13 protein-coding genes are annotated in these 18,555 nt (G+C 42.9%); 9 read left to right on the top strand and 4 right to left on the bottom strand.

The annotated features are described in order from the left end of the window. Positions 1-26 precede the first annotated feature (26 nt). Positions 27-884 (top strand): ROK family protein, encoded by an 858-nt coding sequence (locus U0035_RS05930; protein ID WP_114789106.1) that lies wholly within the window; start codon positions 27-29, stop codon positions 882-884. Positions 885-891: 7 nt separating this feature from the next. Here U0035_RS05930 and U0035_RS05925 read toward each other — a convergent pair whose 3' ends face one another. Further along, positions 892-1,818 carry a prolipoprotein diacylglyceryl transferase gene (locus U0035_RS05925; protein WP_162817737.1) on the bottom strand — a complete coding sequence of 309 codons (927 nt, stop codon included), beginning with the start codon at positions 1,816-1,818 and terminating at the stop codon, positions 892-894. 190 nt (positions 1,819-2,008) lie between these two features. Between U0035_RS05925 and U0035_RS05920 the strand changes: the two genes are divergently transcribed. From U0035_RS05920 to U0035_RS05895, 6 genes are read left to right on the top strand one after another with little or no spacing between them, the layout of a single operon-like run. Continuing rightward, a complete protein-coding gene (locus tag U0035_RS05920; RefSeq protein WP_114789104.1) occupies positions 2,009-3,793 on the top strand; it encodes a RagB/SusD family nutrient uptake outer membrane protein in 1,785 nt (594 codons plus the stop codon). A 50-nt stretch (positions 3,794-3,843) separates the two neighbouring features. Then, positions 3,844-4,287, top strand: a complete 444-nt coding sequence (locus tag U0035_RS05915) for a DUF5004 domain-containing protein (protein WP_162817736.1) — start codon at positions 3,844-3,846, stop codon at positions 4,285-4,287. Positions 4,288-4,312: 25 nt separating this feature from the next. Further along, positions 4,313-5,314, top strand: coding sequence for a DUF4961 domain-containing protein (locus tag U0035_RS05910; protein ID WP_114789102.1), 1,002 nt, complete (start codon positions 4,313-4,315; stop codon positions 5,312-5,314). A 44-nt stretch (positions 5,315-5,358) separates the two neighbouring features. Beyond that, positions 5,359-8,439 carry a SusC/RagA family TonB-linked outer membrane protein gene (locus U0035_RS05905; RefSeq protein ID WP_114789101.1) on the top strand — a complete coding sequence of 1,027 codons (3,081 nt, stop codon included), beginning with the start codon at positions 5,359-5,361 and terminating at the stop codon, positions 8,437-8,439. A gap of 21 nt (positions 8,440-8,460) precedes the next feature. Beyond that, positions 8,461-10,194, top strand: a complete 1,734-nt coding sequence (locus U0035_RS05900; protein WP_114789100.1) for a RagB/SusD family nutrient uptake outer membrane protein — start codon at positions 8,461-8,463, stop codon at positions 10,192-10,194. A 44-nt stretch (positions 10,195-10,238) separates the two neighbouring features. Further along, positions 10,239-13,280: a SusC/RagA family TonB-linked outer membrane protein gene (locus tag U0035_RS05895; RefSeq protein ID WP_114789099.1), complete on the top strand. Its 3,042-nt coding sequence runs from the start codon at positions 10,239-10,241 to the stop codon at positions 13,278-13,280. Between the two features lie 345 nt (positions 13,281-13,625). Here U0035_RS05895 and U0035_RS05890 read toward each other — a convergent pair whose 3' ends face one another. From U0035_RS05890 to U0035_RS05880, 3 genes are all read right to left on the bottom strand, one after another. Beyond that, on the bottom strand, positions 13,626-13,847 hold the full coding sequence (locus tag U0035_RS05890) for a hypothetical protein (RefSeq protein ID WP_114789098.1): 222 nt from the start codon (positions 13,845-13,847) through the stop codon (positions 13,626-13,628). Next, complete coding sequence (locus tag U0035_RS05885; protein ID WP_245957625.1) at positions 13,835-14,698, bottom strand: lysophospholipid acyltransferase family protein; 864 nt, start codon at positions 14,696-14,698, stop codon at positions 13,835-13,837. The genes U0035_RS05890 and U0035_RS05885 overlap by 13 nt, the downstream gene beginning before the upstream one ends. 171 nt (positions 14,699-14,869) lie before the next feature. Beyond that, positions 14,870-15,853 (bottom strand): helix-turn-helix domain-containing protein, encoded by a 984-nt coding sequence (locus U0035_RS05880; protein ID WP_114789096.1) that lies wholly within the window; start codon positions 15,851-15,853, stop codon positions 14,870-14,872. Between the two features lie 490 nt (positions 15,854-16,343). Here U0035_RS05880 and U0035_RS05875 point away from each other — a divergent pair, with 490 nt between their 5' ends. Then, positions 16,344-17,507, top strand: coding sequence for an MFS transporter (locus U0035_RS05875; protein WP_114789095.1), 1,164 nt, complete (start codon positions 16,344-16,346; stop codon positions 17,505-17,507). 122 nt (positions 17,508-17,629) lie between these two features. Further along, entirely contained in the window at positions 17,630-18,127 is a 498-nt protein-coding gene (locus U0035_RS05870) for an SRPBCC family protein (RefSeq protein WP_114789094.1), read from the top strand. The last annotated feature ends 428 nt before the right edge of the window (positions 18,128-18,555 follow it).

The raw sequence follows: 18,555 nt of genomic DNA, 5'->3' as shown, positions 1-18,555 counted from the left end.
AAATTCACAGCTCAAAAAATACTTGTATGACAAACGCCGGAATAAGGCTGGGTGCCGATATAGGGGGCTCCCATATTGCCACAGCATTGATAGATGTGGTCAATCGGGGGATTGTGCCGCTTTCGGCTTCAAGAGTAAGCGTCGACTCCAAAGCTTCAGCAGAGGAGATTATCCACTGTTGGAGCGGCGCCTTAAAAACTACGATGCAATTGGCTGACCAACCTATTGACTCCGTAGGGATCGCCATGCCCGGGCCTTTTGATTACGATGCAGGAATATGTTTGATGAAGGAGAATGATAAATATGAAGCGCTCTATGGTCTAAATATAAAGAAGATATTATCCCGGGACCTGGATATGCCCGTTCAATGTATTCATATTTCTAATGATGCGGCTTGTTTTCTCAGGGGCGAAATAATGGCCGGAATACCTTCTAATTATAATACTGCCATAGGTATTACCTTAGGAACCGGCTTGGGGACCTCTTATTATAAAAATGGTGAGGCTGCCGACGCTGATCTTTGGTGCATGCCTTTCAGGAGCGGCATTGCTGAAGATTATATTTCAACGAGGTGGTTTCTCAGCAGGTATCATGAGCTTGCCCATAAGCGTCTGCCTGATGTAAAAGCGCTAAGTCTATTGCATCATAGCTGTACATATGCCCGGCAGGTATTTGAAGAGTTTGCAGGTAACTTATCGGCGTTTTTAGCATTGTTTGCACAAAAGAACAACCCGGATATTATTGTGATAGGAGGTAATATAGCGAAGGCCGCATCTTTTTTTCTCCCGGCTACTAAGGCAAAACTGTCAGAGATGGGTATAAACACGCCGGTACATACGGCAACATTGGGTGAGGATGCATTGATATTTGGCGCGGCGTTGTAAAGACCGGCTAGGTTAAACGCCGGTTTTTTGAAAAACGAAGGAGGCCAATAATAACAACACCGGTTATTGCCAAAATAATGCTTACCAATTGCGCCTGTGTTATATCTAATTCTCCTATCATTGGGTTTATACGGATTTCTTCAATTAAAAATCTTTCGAGGCTGCTGACTATTAAATAGATTCCTGTAATGAATCCGGGCTGATATGTTTTTCCTCTCAATCGCCAGAGTAGCAGAAATAGCAGAAAGCAGATAATAGCTTCATACAAAGACGTGGGCCAAACAGGGTTGGATAACACATAACAATAATTACCCCAGTCGCAATATTTAATAATGGAACCCTGTCTGATAAGGTTATGCGGGTAATTGTACGACCATAACCAGTCGGGCAACCAGCTTATAGGGTTGGGTAAATTATTTACAAGGCCCCAGTCGCCGTCTCCTGAAATATGACAACCCAGCCGACCGATGCAATACGAAAGAAGAAAGCCGGGAGCAGCAGCGTCAAAAACAGCCAATGGCCTGATGTTATTCAGGTAACAAAAAAATGCCGATGATAGTAACATACCGGTTAGCGCGCCATAATAATTAATCCCCGAAAAGGAAAACATGGTTAAGCCTGGCTGCAGATCCTGACCATTTTCCAACAGGTAAAAAATCTTACCGATAATAATTCCGCAAATTGTATTGATGAGGGCGATCATACCCAGTGCTTTTGATGGTAACACTTTAGCTTGTTTTTGCCGATCAACCAGCGTGTCTTTCCTGGAAGAAAAATATCCCAGGCTTTCCTTGAGCAGCAGATTTTTTCTAAGATAGTACATGCCAAAAACAAACGACAGCGCTATGGAAAGGCCGAAAGTGGTGATATGATGCAGCAATGGCCACTCAATTCCCAACAGCTCTCTGAAAAGATAATATAGATCTGGATACAATAACTGGATTTTTAAGCCCCTGAGGGTCACGTGAAAATAGTATAAATGAGTTTAGTAACACCGGCGATTACTTACCGCTATTTTGGTTTCCTGTAAAATTGAAATGAGGTTGCAAAAAATGATATCATTTGGAGTGGAGGTAAGGCTTTGTTAAAGTTACCTCATGTAAGAGAAAAACGATTCTGAAAGTATGAAAATATATAATCATGCCAAGCTGTTTATAGGGTTACTTATCATAATGGTAGTGTTACTCGCAACGTCGGGGTGCTCTAAAAATAAATTCCTGGAAGAGACCACAACAACCAACCTTAATGAGCAAACTGTATTTAGCGACAGCGCTTATGCTATGGCATTTCTTAGCAATATTTACTCAGATATTGGCTTTAGCTTTAGCCCTACCCGTTTTGATAACGGAGGTTTGGATGCGGCATCTTCCGAAGCAGATGTGCCCAAAGTGGGCGTTTCCGCAACATCGGCAGGTTTTGCTACCGGTTCTATTACGCCTGCAACAGTAAGCGGCGACGCCTGGAGCACCTGTTATAAACAAATAAGGGCCGTGAATCAGTATCTGAAGCATGCCGCTACGCTGCCTTTCGAAACTTATCTGCAAAAAAGAACCGCTGCAGAGGCCCGGTTTTTACGTGCATGGTATTATTTTATCCTTGTGAAGCATTACGGCGGAGTACCACTGGTAGGCGATACTATTTTCAATGACCAGGATAAAATAGCCGCCAGTCGCAATGGTTTTGAAGAATGCATTAATTATATTGTTTCAGAATGTGATGCCGCTGCAAAAGACCTGCCCGTTCGGCAACAGGGTCTTGAATATGGACGGGCCGGTTCGGGTGCCTGCCTGGCGCTAAAAGCCCGTGCTTTGTTGTATGCGGCCAGTCCTTTTTTTAATGGCCCTAATCAATTCAACTCCGGTTTAAGCAACCCTTTACGCACTATTGTAGGTTATGCCAATGCAGACGATAACAGGTGGAAACAGGCCGCAGATGCCGCAAGAATGGTTATTTCGCTGGGAGCCTTTGAACTGTATAATACTGCCAGTGACGTAGCCGGACAGAACATACCTCCTTTCAGGGATTTATTCTACCGGCGGGTGAACAGTGAGTATATTCTGGCCCGTATGAGAACGGGTAACAGAGACTTTGAAAGCTGTTGGATGCCACCCAGCCGGGGCGGCGACGGAAATGGTGCTTATCCTTACCAGGAACTCGTAGACGCTTTTTTGATGAAGGATGGACAACCCATTACGGCTGCAACATCGGGATATAATCCCAATCGCCCTTACGATAACCGCGATCCGCGGCTCGACCATACCATTATGCACGATTCTTCACTGATCGTTTTATATACAGATTTTATTCAGCCGATTATGGGACAACCCTTGAAATTGTACTTCAATGCAGGTGCAGACGCGGTTTTTAACCGTACTACAACCGGTTATTACGTTAATAAAATGCTGAAACCTGACATAGCCGGGAACTGTATTCATGGAGCAGAGCGCTGCTGGCCACTGATACGCCTGGCAGAAATGTACCTGAATTTTGCTGAGGCTGAAAATGAATTTGCCGGTCCTACAGCAGAAGTGTACAGCGCTATCACAGCAATTAGAAAAAGAGCTGGTATCACAGCCGGAACGGATAACAGTTATGGGCTTCCCGCAGGATTGTCGAAGGAGGAAATGCGCGCTGTTATCAGAAACGAAAGGCGTATAGAATTGGCCTTTGAAGAACACTGGTTTTGGGATACAAGGCGTTGGCTGATCGCCGAAACAACCGAGAATGCAACACTGCATGGAATGAAAGTGATGCGTGAAAATGAAACAGCCACACCGGCTTTTGAAATTTTTAATGTGCGTAAGAGAAATTTCAGAACTGCAATGTATTTATTCCCCATCCCTCAAAGCGAGGTAGCTAAATCTGATCAGCTATTGCAAAATCCTTATTGGAGTACTACTGCCCAGTAAAGCTAACCATAGTATCTGTAACCAGCACCATAAAATTAATGTACAAAATTATGAACTATAGCAGGAGATTTTTTTTAGTATCGTTGACCGTTTTATTGGTGCTGACGATTAACTCATGCCAGAAGGAAAGCACCAGGACTAATCCTGAAGCAAAAAAAAATATAACGGGCTCCTGGAAAATTGCCTCAGTTTCCAGGAATGGGGTAGACATCACCAACTACTTCGATTTTACGGCCTTTGAAATTCAATTCAAGGAAGATGGAAGTTATATAGTAGGCAATCAGGCGCCCTTCATCATTGCAAAAAATGGAACCTGGTCTCTTGATGATGATACGCACCCCTTACGGATATCTTTTACACAGCAAGGGGAGTCAAAAGCTATTTTAAATGAGTTCGAATACCCGGTTGTAGAGGGTGTTCGAAGAATTATTTTAAAGGGCTCGCCCGGATGCAGATCTAATGTGTATCAATATGCATTGGAAGAGATTAAGTAATACAAAAACCTGATAACTCAGATATATGAGAATAAAATTTTTTAGGAAAAAGAATTTCTGGAGCTTCCTTGCAGTGACGGGGCTGCTGGCGCTGATAATCGCCTGTAGCACAGATATTGTAAGTGTAGATCAGCCTTCGGAAGCTGACGCGGGTAGTAACCTTACTGTAACCGTTAATTGTAAAATAGATGCTGCGGGAACAAATCTTGGAAAAACCCTTGTAGTAGGTTTTCTGGTTCCGAAGTCCTGGAATGCTGCGCAGCATACGTCTGTTTTTTACACCTGCATCCCAATGGGAGCCAATAATGAAAAAATGAGTTTGATGCCGGTTTCTGAAAAAGAAACTACTTCGCAGATTCCATGGGCAGACGCACTTATGCAGGATAAACGCTATGCGTTGATGGGAAATATTGTTAATGATATGGAATGGGTGGTTTTCAGGTCCACAAAAACATATGACATCAATAGCAGCATCACCTTCGAAGTAAAGCTGGTTACAAAAACGGGTGCACAAAATATGCTGGTTAATCTGGGCTATTTTGTTGGTAACACGAGTAATGGTTTAGAGGCGCCGGGCAATGACAAATTTCATGATGGCCGTTATGCCCGGTTAACAGTAACTAACGGTACGGGAGATTTGATCGATTTTGTAAATCCTCAGATTGCTATGATGGAACTGGCCAAAGCAACAGATAATGACATACAAACGATTTTTTATGATGGTGATTTGGTAGAAACGCCTTTGAGTAGCGAATCAAAAATATATCTCTGCGCTAAAGCCTATACGGCTACCGGGGAAGTAATAGAGCGATGCGGTAAAACCCAGGACTTTGCCTTTAAACCTACGCCAGGTATTAACAAATTCAGGTTTGATTTCTGGCCCAGATCATTTTTTGGATTACATCAAAATCAATCAATACAGCGAATGGAATATTTTTTAACAGACGCTGCCAATGCTAAAAAAATAGGATACGGCGGAAGCACTTCCGACAACGAGCCTTTCAGGTTCACCTTCAATTGCGAATAAAACAGATTAATGCCTGCCAGCAGGTAACCATAAACGAAATATTTATGCTTTTAATAAGTACGTTGTTTAAAAGAACCAGCAGTTTTTTGATCGTTCTTTTAATGTACAATATATGCTGTGCCCAAGCCGGTAAAATGCTCAGAGGGAAGGTATTGGATGAATTTGGGCACCCTTTGGAAAAGATACGCGTCGAAGACAAAGGCAGCCACAAAACCGTAGAGAGCAATGAAGATGGCATTTTTGAAATAAATGTAAGTGTTCCTGCTACACTTTATTTTTCCGGTACTTCAATTGACGCCGCCATTTACAATGTATCAGGGTCTGCAGATGACATAGTATTGCGGCTGCAAAACCGTTACCTGGTTAAAAGCGATAGTCTAGATGTGCTGTACGGCCGGCAAAAGAAGGAACTCTTTTTAGGTGCGGCGGCTACGGTACATACGCCACAACTCTCTACAACGCCGGCTACATTGTATCCCTACGCGCTTACGGGTCGTCTTGCGGGTTTATATACAGAGCAGATTCAGGGCTACCGCACTTTTTCAGGTACGTCAGATGCTAACTCGGTATCAGATCTTGCGGGAACCCTGGCCAGAACCGGTTTAGAGCCGTTTAGCGATAATAATGAAATTTCTTTAAAGCTGAGAGGACAGAATTCGGTAGTGGTGGTAGATGGTATCCAGCGTAATATTTTTTCACTCGATCCTCAGAGCATCGAAAGTGTATCCGTTTTAAAAGACGGTCTTTCGGCAATTGCTTTGGGGCAAAGAAGTTCGAGAGGGCTGTTGCTGGTAACCACCAAAAAACCCCGGATGGGGCCGCCACAGTTTTCTTTTACCGCTGAAGTAGGTACCCAGCAACCGCTTAGCCAACCCCAACCGCTGGATGCATTTAACTATGCTTACCTGGTAAATGAAGCCCTGCAAAATGAGGGACGTAAAACTTTGTATACCGTAGGGGATCTGGAAGGGTTTAAAAGTGGCGCGAATGCTTACCGGTATCCTAATGTTAACTGGTACGACCAGGTGATCAAAAAAAGCGCTCCGCTGTACCGCTACAATCTGAATCTTGGTGGCGGTAGCAAAGTAGCCCGGTATATGGTATCTCTAAGCTACATGAACCAGGAGGGGCTGCTGAATGTTCAGAACCCCGATGCTAAGCTTCAGCTGGAGCGTTATTTGATTAACTCAAAGGTCGATATCGATGTTACCAAATACTTTAACATTGGAGTACAGTTGTTTGGACGCATACAGGATGGCAATCAACCGGGAGCCACTGTTGGTTCTATATTAGGCAACCTGCTAACAACCCCAAATAATGCCTACCCAGTTTACAATCCCGACGGCTCGTTTGGAGGGAATAATTCCTTCCAGCAAAATTTAAGATCCATGCTTGATAATTCGGGTTACATGATGAACACCGACCGGGATATCATGGCTAATGTTGACATGAAATATAGTTTTGATAAGTGGACGAAAGGTCTGTGGGTAAAATTAAAGGGTAATCTCTCCGTACAGTCGGCTACTATAACCGACAGAAGTATGCGGGTGCCTGTCTACCTGATGCAGGTAGGAGGTGACAACGGAGATACCACTTATGCAAGGTATGGGAGCGCTAACGCACAGGTAAATAATTTTTATGCGGTTTCAAATGCAAGATACTGGTATGCCCAGGGCGAATTAGGATATTCTAAAATAATTAACCAGCATTCTTTTACCGGATCTGTTATGGCTGACTCCAGGCGGGTTACGCTCAATTTTGATTTGCCCGGTACGGCTACCAATTACATGGCAAAGCTGCAGTATAATTACATGGAGAAGTACATGCTGGAGGGTGCGCTTAATTACAGTGGGTACGACAGATATCCTCCGGGTCAGCAGTTCGGGTTGTTCTATGCTGCGGGTGCAGGCTGGAATATCGCTAAAGAAAATTTCATTAAAAACAATGCGACCTGGATTGATCTCCTGAAATTGAGAGCTACTTATGCCCGAACCGGCAGTGGTGTCGACAACTCGGGCTACTTTACCTGGAGACAAACCTATGCGTCGAGTAATGATCAAACAGGTATTGCAGGTATCGACCACGTAAGAGCCCAGATAGCAGTTGCAGAAAACGGGTTGGCTAATACGGGTATCACCTGGGAAAAGGGCAATAAATTCAACGCCGGGCTTGATGTTGCACTATTTAAAAATCATTTGTCGCTGAATGCAGATTTTTATCGCGATGTATACTCCGATCTGTTGCAGATCAGGGGCAAAAGCATAGCGCTGATAGGCACCGGCTATCCCTGGGAGAATATGGGAAAGAATTTGTACACCGGCGGGGAGTTGCAGATTACCTATCAAAACAATATAGCTGCATTTAATTATTTCTTTACCGCTAACGGCTCTCTTGAAAAGAACAGGGTGCTTTTTATGGATGAACAGCAGCGGGACTATCCCTGGAATGTGGCCACAGGAAAGCCTGTTAATACAAGATTTGGCTATATAGCCGATGGTTTTTTTCAAACTGATGAAGAAGCGCAATCAGGCGCGGTGATTGCCGGGTATGAAATAAAGGCGGGGGATATCAAATTTAAAGATTTGAATGGTGACGGCATGATCGATCAGTTTGATCAGACGGCCATCGGAACCGATAAGCCTTTATTGTATTATGGGCTTACAACAGGGTTTAATTATAAAGGGCTGGGCTTTAGCATCCTGCTGCAGGGTGTTAAGAACAGGGATTTATATATCGATAACTGGAACACAGAAATTCTAAGGGCCAACGGACAGGTTTACGGCCAGATGTATGAACATCTATTAAACAGGTGGACACCGGAAACAGCCGCTATAGCCAGCTACCCGCGACTAAAGGCAAATGGTGGTTTCGGTGATGGCTATTCTTTAAGCAGCAGTACTTTCTGGATGCATTCCGGCGATTATTGGCGCATTAAAAATGTCAATCTGCAATACACTTTTCCTTTCAGCTGGACTTCACGCTTCAAAGTGTCGGCTATTACTGCATTTGCTAATGCGCAAAACCTCTTCACCTGGGCGGCATACGACCGGGTAGACCCTGAAGTGGGTTATGGGGCTTATCCCATTCAGAAGGTTTATAATATGGGTATCAACATCAAATTTTAGGAGACCTGATAAATAAAAGATATGATAAAAAACATTCCCTATAAAACCTTGCTGGCTATTTCGCTGATAGCAGTTTCTTGCGCAAAAAATATAGAGAAGATCCCTTTGGAATTAAATACCATAGAGTATATTTTCGATAAAGATGATTCGCTGGGTGTAAATGCAGAGCGCTTTCTGAGCGGTATTTATAATACCGTTCCGAAAGGTTTTAATCGGGTAGCATCCGACTTGCTGGACGCGGCTTCTGATGATGCGATTTCATCTGCCACGGGAAGCAACGATGTATTTCGCCTGGCAACCGGGGGGTATACATCTGCAGCTTTTCCGGGTGGCGAAAACTTTTGGGCTACCGGCTACTCGGGCATCAGGAAGGCAACTATTTTTATTTCCAATATTGATATTGTTCCCATAAAAAAAACGGTTGTGCCGGGCTTTCTAAAAAAGCATGCTTACAAAGCAGAAGCCAGATTTATCAGGGCGTTATTGTATTTTGAACTTTTAAAGCGTTATGGTGGTGTACCTCTTTTAGGTAATGATATTCGAACCCTAGATGATAATGTTCAATTGCCACGTAATTCGTTTAAAGAATGTGTTGATTATATTGTAAGTGAATGCGACCATATAAAAGACAGCCTGAGAACCATCGCGCAAACCAAAGCAACCGGCGAATACCACTCGGTTACCAAAGGGGCCTGCCTGGCTTTAAAAGCGAAGGTGTTATTATATGCCGCAAGTCCCCTGTTCAATGGCGGTAACATAGACGCCGGTAACGATAAGACAGGATACACTGATTTTGCTGCTAACCGATGGAAGCTTGCTGCAGATGCTGCCAAAGAATTGATGACCCGAAATGAATATGACCTGGTTCCGGCAACCTTCTCCGACATCTTTATTACGGTCGATGGTATGGGCGGAAAAACCAATAAAGAAGTGATTTTTGTAAGAGCAGAAAGCCAAAGCACAAATCTGGAAGTAAGTAATGCACCGGTTGGATATTCTCCGGGTACAGCAAACGGTATTACAAGTCCCACGCAGGAACTCGTAGATGCCTTTCCTATGAAAAATGGTCTTAAGATTAATGATCCTAACTCAGGCTACGATTTTGGCAACCCCTATAACAACAGGGATCCCCGCCTTGATATGAGCATTTTTTACAACGGACATCAATGGCTGAATACCTCGCTTGAAACTTTTGAAGGAGGCAGAAGCCATCCCGGGACATTGAATGTTGAAACAAGAACCGGGTACTATATGAGGAAATTTCTGGGAGCTTTTGAAGCTACTAACAATTTCGCAAGTGTATACCACGATTTTATTCTTTTTCGCTATGCTGAAGTGCTCCTGAATTTTGCTGAAGCGCAAAATGAATTTACCGGTCCTGATGAAGAAGTGTACCAGGTACTGAAGCAGCTGAGAAAGCGCGCTGGTATTGAGGCGGGAGCTGATGAAATGTACGGGCTGAAGCCGGGCATGACCCAGGAAGAAATGCGTGAAGCCATCCGGAATGAGCGGCGTATAGAGTTGGCTTTTGAGGAGCACCGGTTTTGGGATATCCGACGATGGAAAACTGCCGAAACGGTTGCAAATACACCATTGCACGGGATGAGTATTACCAGGGGCTCTTCGGGCAGACTAACTTATAGCAGGGTAGAGGTGTTTACACCAGTGTTTAAGACAAGGCAATACTTGTATCCTATTCCGTATGACGAAGTAGTTAAAAATCCTGAGATGGTTCAAAATCCTGGTTGGCGATAGTTCTAAGTGGAAATTTAATTAGTAAACTGCTTTAATTGCTTTATATGCATCGAATATATTTTTTACTGCTTTATATGTTTTTTTCAATAACAGTGTTTGCCCAGACAAAAATGGTATCAGGCACTGTTAAGAACGATACAGGGCCATTGGAAGGTGTTTCTGTAACAATAAAAGGATTGAAAGGAGGCACCACTACAGACCGGGAAGGGAGATTTTCCATTTCGGTGGCCGATAACAGTGTTCTTGTTTTTACGCTCGTTGGTTACCTGACATTTGAGGCACCGGCAAAAGAGGGCGAAGAACTGGATATCATACTGCAGCCCAGCCAGCTTGGTATGGACGAAGTGGTCGTAGTGGGATATGGTACCAGGAAACGTGTAACTAATACGGGAGCTACCAGCTCTATATCGGCCGATGCGATCCGAACCGTGCCCACAGCCAATGTACAGAATGCTCTTACAGGTCGGCTACCGGGCTTTTTTTCCCAGCAACGGTCGGGGCAGCCCGGAAGAGATGCCTCCGATTTCTTTATCAGGGGTATAAGTTCTCTTAACCCCGATGGTAATAAACCATTGATTATTGTAGACGATATCGAATTTACGTATGAACAGCTGGCGCAAATAAATGTAAATGAAATAGAAAATATTTCCATTTTGAAAGACGCTTCCACTACGGCCATTTATGGAATTAAAGGGGCCAATGGCGTATTGATTGTAACTACCCGGCGGGGTGTATCGGGCAGGCCCAAAATTAATGCAAGGTTGGAGGGCGGGTTACAGAGTCCTGTTCGTAAACTGAAATTTCTTGATTCCTATCGTAGCGTGCTGCTCGAAAATGAAGCCTATACAAATGATGGGTTGAACCCTCCTTTTTCGAAGGAAGATGTGGAACACTTTAGAACCGGCGATGATCCTTACGGGCATCCCAATGTAAACTGGTATAAGGCAATTTTTAAGCCATATTCGCTGCAAACTAACGCCAATGTTGATGTGTCGGGAGGAAACGACGTAGTAAAATACTTCGTATCCGGGGGCGGTTTTTTACAAAACGGAGCACTAAAGGATTTTTCTGATCCGCGAAACGAGCTGAACAATAACTATTACTTTCGCCGCTATAATTTTAGAAGTAATCTGGATATAAAAGCCTCAAAAAGTCTCTCGGTTCGCCTGGACGTAACCGCCCGGTTTGGAGATGTAAATCAGCCTCATGCGCAGAATATCGTTTCTGAAATCTACAACTTCAAAAAAATACGGCCCTATTCTGCGCCTTTCCTAAACCCCAATGGAAGTTACGCCTATGACAGATATAACCCCGGCAATCTGTCTACCCTCAATGCCCGCCTCGCCAACAGTGGCTATCAGCGAGATAAAAGAAGCGACCTGAATGTATTGTTTGGTTTTGTAGAAAAGCTGGACATGATTACTCCCGGGCTGTCTTTTAGCGGTCGCCTTGCTTATGCCAGTACGGAACTGGCATCCCGCCAGTTATTCAGAGGAGGTGTTTTAGAAGGTTATTCTCCACCGTCTTATTACTATAATCCGGTTGATGAAACATACACGCTGGACCCGCGTGGTCAGTACCAGCTTTCGGGATATACGCTGGTAGGGGATACCGATGACTACAATAAAAATATCAACCTCCAGGGCTTTTTGAATTATGACAGAACATTTAAAGAGCATCATTTTACTTCATTATTATTGTTCAACCGCCAAAGTTTTACAGATCAACACGCTGCTTCAGTTCCCAATAAGTTTCAGGGTTATAGTTTTAAATTAGGCTACGATTACCTGCAACGATATCTACTCGATTTTAATCTGGGTTATAACGGATCAGACAGGTTTCGGTCTGACCGGCGTTACGGAGTTTTCCCGGCTATTGGATTGGGATGGAACATTAATAAGGAACGTTTTTTTAATATAAAAGGCGTTAATCTCTTAAAGCTACGTGGTTCCTATGGGGTGGTTGGGTCTGACCATGTATTTGGAAACCGCTACCTGTATAATCAGCAATATAATGAAGGGCCGGGTTACCCTTTTGGTGAAAGCAGCGTTATTGGCTACCCATCAGTTCTGGAAGGGGATTTGGGTAATAACAACGTAACCTGGGAAAAAGCCAGAAAGCTGGATATAGGATTAGACCTGAATCTGTTCGACGACAAAATATCGATGACTGTTGATTATTTCAGGGATATCAGGTACCATCAGCTTATTTCAAGGGGGTCAATCTCGCAGATATTGGGTATAGGTACAGCCAGGTTCAATATGGGTGAAGTATTGAACACAGGTTTTGACGGCCAGATATCTTATCGCAATCATATCGGGGATTTCCAGTATAATGTAACTGCTGTGTTCTCTTACGCAAAGAACAGGATTTTGTACCAGGATGAAGCTACGCCTGCGTTCCCGTGGTTGTTGCGTACAGGATATCCCATTGGCCAGCAATTCGGCTATACCTATCTCGGATTCTACAAAGATGCTGCAGACATTGAGAGCAGCGCCAGGCCGTTTGTTCCCGTACAACCTGGTGATTTAAAATACAAAGATCTGAATAACGATGGTGTGATCGACGAAAATGATATGGCTGCTATAGGCAAACCTAATTTACCTAATACGACCGCCGGTCTCACATTAGGTGCCAGCTATAAAGGAATTAGCTTAAATATATTATTTCAGGGGTCTTTTAATTATAGCTTTTCCGTGCAGGGTACCGGTATTGAGCCTTTCCAAAGCCAGTTTCAACCTATACACGAGTTAAGGTGGACTCCTGCCAACTCTGCCAATGCGCGGTTTCCCCGATTAACTACCAACTCAAGCTCAGTCAACAGCCCTTCATCCTATTTATCCGATTTCTGGCTACTCAATGCCATGTATGTGCGTTTAAAAACGGTTGATCTGGGCTACCAGTTACCCAACAGGCTTTTGCCTTTTGGAATTAATAATGCAAGGCTGTATACCAGTGCGTACAATCTGTTTACATTTACCAACTACAATCTTTACCAACAAGACCCTGAGGTAACCAGCAATACCGCGGGCGATGCATATATGAACCAGCGTGTCATTAATGTCGGGTTACAAATAGGATTTTAGAATAAGAAATTTTATTAAGTAATAGTGTCGACCCGGTTAATAAGTGCTTGGTTCCGGACACGCTAACCCAAAGACTTGCCTGAAGATTCGCAAAGGAGAATAGCACCTGAATTTTTAAAAAATAGAGGCACATGTGTGACACTTTAGCCAATGATTACCGCGTGGTGTTCAAGCCCCTCCGAAGGCATATTGGATCCTGTTGAAAAGTTGGGAGGGATTGCAGGACCAGGCACAGATTTTTGCTAATGGGAACAGAAAGAAGTTCATATCTCTCACGCCTCTTGCAAAGTCCCTGAAGGCTTTGATCTTGGATTAAATGTTCCGTTGAAGCGGTTAGTGCTCCTGTTATTGAAAAATTCCGGGATCCCCGAATTGTAGGGTTTGAACTGGCGCCTCGTCGTGAAAACCTCTGTCTTCGTCTGTTTCTGCCCCATCCATATCTTGATCAATAAGTGTTTTAAAAAAAGCCCAGAAAATCATCATGAATGTAATTGAAGTGAGGGCTAATATGCCCGAGATAATTCTAATAATTAACAACAGACCATCCATGAGTTTTATCTTTTCCATCGTTTATGCGTCCAAAGCCAACTGCCGGGTTGTTCTTTTATATTTTCTTCCAGCAATTCAGCATACTTCCTGGTGATTTCGCCCTCTGACTCAATATCTGTACGATTGCTGACGGGCTTGCAGGTTACTTTGTACCTACGGTCCGGCAATTGTTTAATGTTCAGGTAAACAACAACCGAATTACTTTTACGAGCCAATTTTTCCATTCCTGAGAAGAAGTAGGTATCCTGATTTAAAAAACAGTATCTGAAATTTTCGTCATTGACCTGAGGACATTGGTCGGCAAGGAAGAGATAAACTGCCGGGGGTGAATTATTGGATCGGATGTGGCGTATGACGGATCTGTCAGTAATCACCTTCATGCCAAAACGAGTTCGAAGCTTAATCATTAACCTGTTCATGACATCCGAACTGAGTGGTTTGTACACTGCATAAACTTCGTGACTGATCTTATGGGAGAGGAAGTGTAGCATCTCCCAATTACTGCAATGTCCCAGGGATGCAATTACACTTTTTCCCGAGTTAATGGCTTCGTCTAATATTTCTAATCCGATAAATTCGATTTTCTCATCCATTATTTTAGGAGAAATTGATATAGCTTTTACAATGTCGGCAAAATGGCGCATGAAGCCGCGGTAAAATTTCTTTTTGATGATGCTGATTTCCTCGTACCGTTGTTTTGGAAAGGAACGGGCCATGTTTAAATGCACAACTTCTCTTCTATACCTGATAATGTAATAGATAAGAAAAAAAGCAAGATTTGCGACCTGGTAAAGTAGGGTCACCGGAAGTAGGCTTACCGCATATAAACCAGCATAAACGCATCTGTATCTAACGGACCTAAAAACCATTTCTATCTTCATAAATAAAAAGCCTGCTATGTCGATGTGAACTGTGCGGTAAATAATTCACCAGGTAGTATCATTCCTGTTCTTCTCAAATCTTCGGCAAAAGTGATACTAGCCGTGTACCTGATATGTCGTAAAAAGGAGATTTAGTTTCTTAAAAGGTATTAATCTGTCCTATCGAAACTTAATAGGCGAAACGCCATATAGCTTTTTGAAGGCATCACTAAAGTGGCTGGGTGTAGCAAATCCGGCATCATAAGCTATTTGTGCAATAGGTTTTATGTCTTTTGCGATTTGTTGCGCGGCATACTGCAGCCTGGCTTGTTTTAAGAATTGAAAAACCGGTTGACCAAAAAGATACTTAAAGCCGAATTTCAATTTGTATACATTTAGCCCGACCTCCCGGCTCAGCGAATTCAAGGAGAAATCAGCTGATAGATCGGATAAAATAACATCCTTTACATCGTGCAGTTTTTTTATATCCAAAGCGCTAAGCTTTTTATTCCTAACGACGGGGTCTTCTTTAGCCAGCTGTCCTATCTGCAACGCCAGCAATTCTAAAACCTTTGCTTCTGTCAGCAATCGTTCAACAGTAGTATTGTATCCCGCCTGATCCAATCCGTTCAAAAGCTGAAGCATCTGTAGGTTCAACCTCAGATTAGGTGCACTCCCTAAGGAAAAATGTTTGCCCTTGAACACATTCGAAGCAATCTTGTCTCTCATTTTATCACTGCCTTCACTTAACTCGATGAAGTATTCAGGTGCGAAGCTCACTATGGTAAGCTTTAAATCTTTTTGCTGTTTAAAAAAAGTTTCATGAGTCTGGTAAGAATTGTAGACCAGGTTATGCTGTAAAGCGCCGATCTGCCAGGAACCCGCATTTTCGGGATTGCACTGAATGAGGCCTTTTTCAACAAAAAATAGACTTACCACACTCGGTGCATCAACTGTCCTGAGCGATATATCTTCGAGCACATTTACGTTGTGCCTGGCGATATGTGTTCCTCCATATTTGATTTCATGTGCCTGGCTGTTCCAAAAACTTTCACTACTGGAGTACTTAAGCCTGGTATACGATTGAGAAGATAAATCGTTACCTGAAATGCCGTCAATTTCAGAAATAACAGTCTTGTCCGCCTTTGAAATAATTATTTTCACATTTTACCTTTTTGTAATAATATCTATACTCTCATATTATTACAGCTAAGTTGATGTCTACCCCTACTAACCTGACAAAAATATTTATTCCCGCATCTTACTTATTCTTCCAGCCTGTTTACATGATATTGGTCCTGATAATCCATCGGTGATATACCAGCCAGCCTTTTAAACAACTCCTTGAACGATTTTTAGTCGGTATAGCCGCAATCGGGATTACATCCAGTAGGGACTTATTGGTTTCTTCCGGGTCATTTTTTTGCCAGTTCAAATCTTAGCTTCTGCAAATATCCCAGTGGGGTTTTCCGCGGCCTTTATAAATCATCTGTCAAACTGCTGCAATTCATTAAACACTCCGGCACTAAAAATACAGTTTGATACATCCAGCATAAAAACCGTTTATGTCTATATTACCCCTGATATTGTCCATTTAGCCCTTTTAGGATCAAGTGGCCAAATGTAATTTTGGTCGCATAAAAAGGAAAAGGAAATGAGGTCTTCAGAATTCATAGGACTATCCGCCTGTTGTATGATGCTGACGGCGATAGGTATTGATGTAATGCTGCCTGCATTTTCCGACATCCGCCGTGATTTTCGAATAGATGCGGGTTCTTCAGGCACCTCTTTCATTGTTACTGTATTTTTTTTGGGGCAATTGTTTCAAATTTTATTTGGCCCGATGTCTGATCGGCTGGGACGATTATATGTACTTCGCCTTGGCTTCGTCCTTTATATACTTGGAAGTCTGGGAGCTGCACTGTCGGCTGACCTGGTGTATATGCTAATCGCCCGCTTTATTGCCGGTGCCGGCGCTTCTGCGGTATTTATGACCGTTATTGCTATGGTGCGGGACCGGTTTAACGGTGATAAGATGGCCCAGGTAATGTCTTTTATTTTTACCATTTTCTTGTTTACCCCTGTTGCTGCTCCATTCCTGGGTTTGGCAATTTTGAAGCTTTGTAACTGGCGTATTGTTTTTATGTTACCGCCTTTATTTGCTATTGTGATACTATTTTGGTCGCTTCGAATGAAGGAGACGCTTCCTGTGGGAAAGCGCTCTGGTGTTAAGGCGTCCCGGCAATTCGTCTTGTTCAAAATTGTTATGAGGGACAGGTCGTTTCTTCGCTACACTTTAATCACTACATTTTTATTCGGAGGCATCGCCTCTTATGTTTCAAATGCTGAATTTATTATAGTCCATATTTACAGAAGTCCGCGTCTGTTTCCCTGGGTCTTTGCATGTATTGGCGTGATAATGGCCGCAGGCGCATTACTCAATTCCAAACTTGTTTCCATTTATGGAGCTGAAAAGACGCTGACCCGATTACTATCGCTGTATTTGGCAATAGCGCTGATAATGCTGGCGGGGGCTTGTTTTTATATGCCTGTGCCTGATCTCTATTTTTTCTTCACCTGTATTGCGTTATTGTTGGGAATTAATCTCGCCGTGGAACCTAATAGCAGTTCTTTAGCCATGCATAACGTTGGTGACTATGCTGGTACGGCATCCGCACTTTATGGTACCTGCTTTTTCCTTGGCGGTGCATTGCTTGGCTCACTTATCAGCTATTTTTTATCATTTGGCTTGATTGCGATGGCGATAGGTTTTGCAGTAATTGGATTAATCTCTTTTTTACTCAATAAGCGCCAATAGCAGGTAAATAATACCTTTTACGAATATAGTACTCCCTAATTTGATAGCGTGACAATCTGATCGGTTTTATTTTTGTATCGCAAAATTTTAAAAAGCATGAATAATGTAAATACTACAAAATTATGGTAGATATCAGACACACATTGATCATAGAGGCCCTGCCCCAATTGATTTATCAGGCTCTTACTACATCAGAAGGGTTGTCTTCCTGGTGGACTCCTCATACAGAGGCTACTCCTGAAACCGGCACCATTGCCCGTTTTCCTTTTGCGGACAATTATGTAAAAGAAATGAGGATTATTGAGTTGATATCTAATGACTTTGTTAAGTGGCATTGTTTGGAGGGCGATAAAGAATGGATAGGAACCTCGCTGACATTCAAACTGGTACAACATAACCAATCTGCTATGATCACTGCTTATCCTGAAGTAAAAGGTCAGCTTGAACAAGGAAGCTTATCAGTAAAAACCTTGCTGCTATTCGAACATAAAAATTGGAAGGATTACAGTCCTTCCTATGCGGAATGTAGTTACACTTGGGCGATCTTTCTTAATAGTTTGAAACTGTATTGTGAAACCGGTAAAGGAAGACCCTGGCCCACCCAACATCAGATCGGGTAAAAAAAATGTGCAATTTTGTTTTACAGAATAGTAAGATATGAAGTTACAAACTGTTGTTTTTCTCTCATATACAATAATGTATCGGAGCTTGTTTTGCCATGCTCAGGATATTAAAGCTATTGTAGGAACTGCATTTCACACATCGGGTACCATTAATATAAATGGAAACAACTATGTTCTTAGTGAAGTCAGGATCGTTAACAACGGAAAGTTACCATAGAGGCGGTGTCTTTATAAGGAGAAAGTGACAACGGTTTACTGCTGTATCAGGCGCGGGGAGAAGTCTTGCGTAAATTAACAAACGATAGTAAAAGTGCTTTAGCAGTTGGAGGCAGTACTATTTATTACTTTGACATTCCCTGGGGCAAGCCTAAAGATGGGCAGCGCTTTTGGTATATGTTTTCCTACAATACGGGGCAGAGCAAAGA

This window comes from Niabella yanshanensis (assembly GCF_034424215.1).
GTDB classification, from domain to species: domain Bacteria; phylum Bacteroidota; class Bacteroidia; order Chitinophagales; family Chitinophagaceae; genus Niabella; species Niabella yanshanensis.
Note: the sequence above shows the minus strand (reverse complement) of the source record. Positions and strands in the feature narration are given on the sequence as shown.

Bases quoted from the DNA above. Each gene is read 5' to 3' on its own strand.
- U0035_RS05910 (WP_114789102.1), top strand. From the start codon at position 4,313: ATGAGAATAAAATTTTTTAGGAAAAAGAATTTCTGGAGCTTCCTTGCA.
- U0035_RS05905 (WP_114789101.1), top strand. From the start codon at position 5,359: ATGCTTTTAATAAGTACGTTGTTTAAAAGAACCAGCAGTTTTTTGATC.
- U0035_RS05895 (WP_114789099.1), top strand. From the start codon at position 10,239: ATGCATCGAATATATTTTTTACTGCTTTATATGTTTTTTTCAATAACA.
- U0035_RS05920 (WP_114789104.1), top strand. From the start codon at position 2,009: ATGAAAATATATAATCATGCCAAGCTGTTTATAGGGTTACTTATCATA.
- U0035_RS05915 (WP_162817736.1), top strand. From the start codon at position 3,844: ATGAACTATAGCAGGAGATTTTTTTTAGTATCGTTGACCGTTTTATTG.
- U0035_RS05885 (WP_245957625.1), bottom strand. From the start codon at position 14,698: ATGGTTTTTAGGTCCGTTAGATACAGATGCGTTTATGCTGGTTTATAT.
- U0035_RS05890 (WP_114789098.1), bottom strand. From the start codon at position 13,847: ATGGAAAAGATAAAACTCATGGATGGTCTGTTGTTAATTATTAGAATT.
- U0035_RS05870 (WP_114789094.1), top strand. From the start codon at position 17,630: ATGGTAGATATCAGACACACATTGATCATAGAGGCCCTGCCCCAATTG.
- U0035_RS05875 (WP_114789095.1), top strand. From the start codon at position 16,344: ATGAGGTCTTCAGAATTCATAGGACTATCCGCCTGTTGTATGATGCTG.
- U0035_RS05930 (WP_114789106.1), top strand. From the start codon at position 27: ATGACAAACGCCGGAATAAGGCTGGGTGCCGATATAGGGGGCTCCCAT.
- U0035_RS05900 (WP_114789100.1), top strand. From the start codon at position 8,461: ATGATAAAAAACATTCCCTATAAAACCTTGCTGGCTATTTCGCTGATA.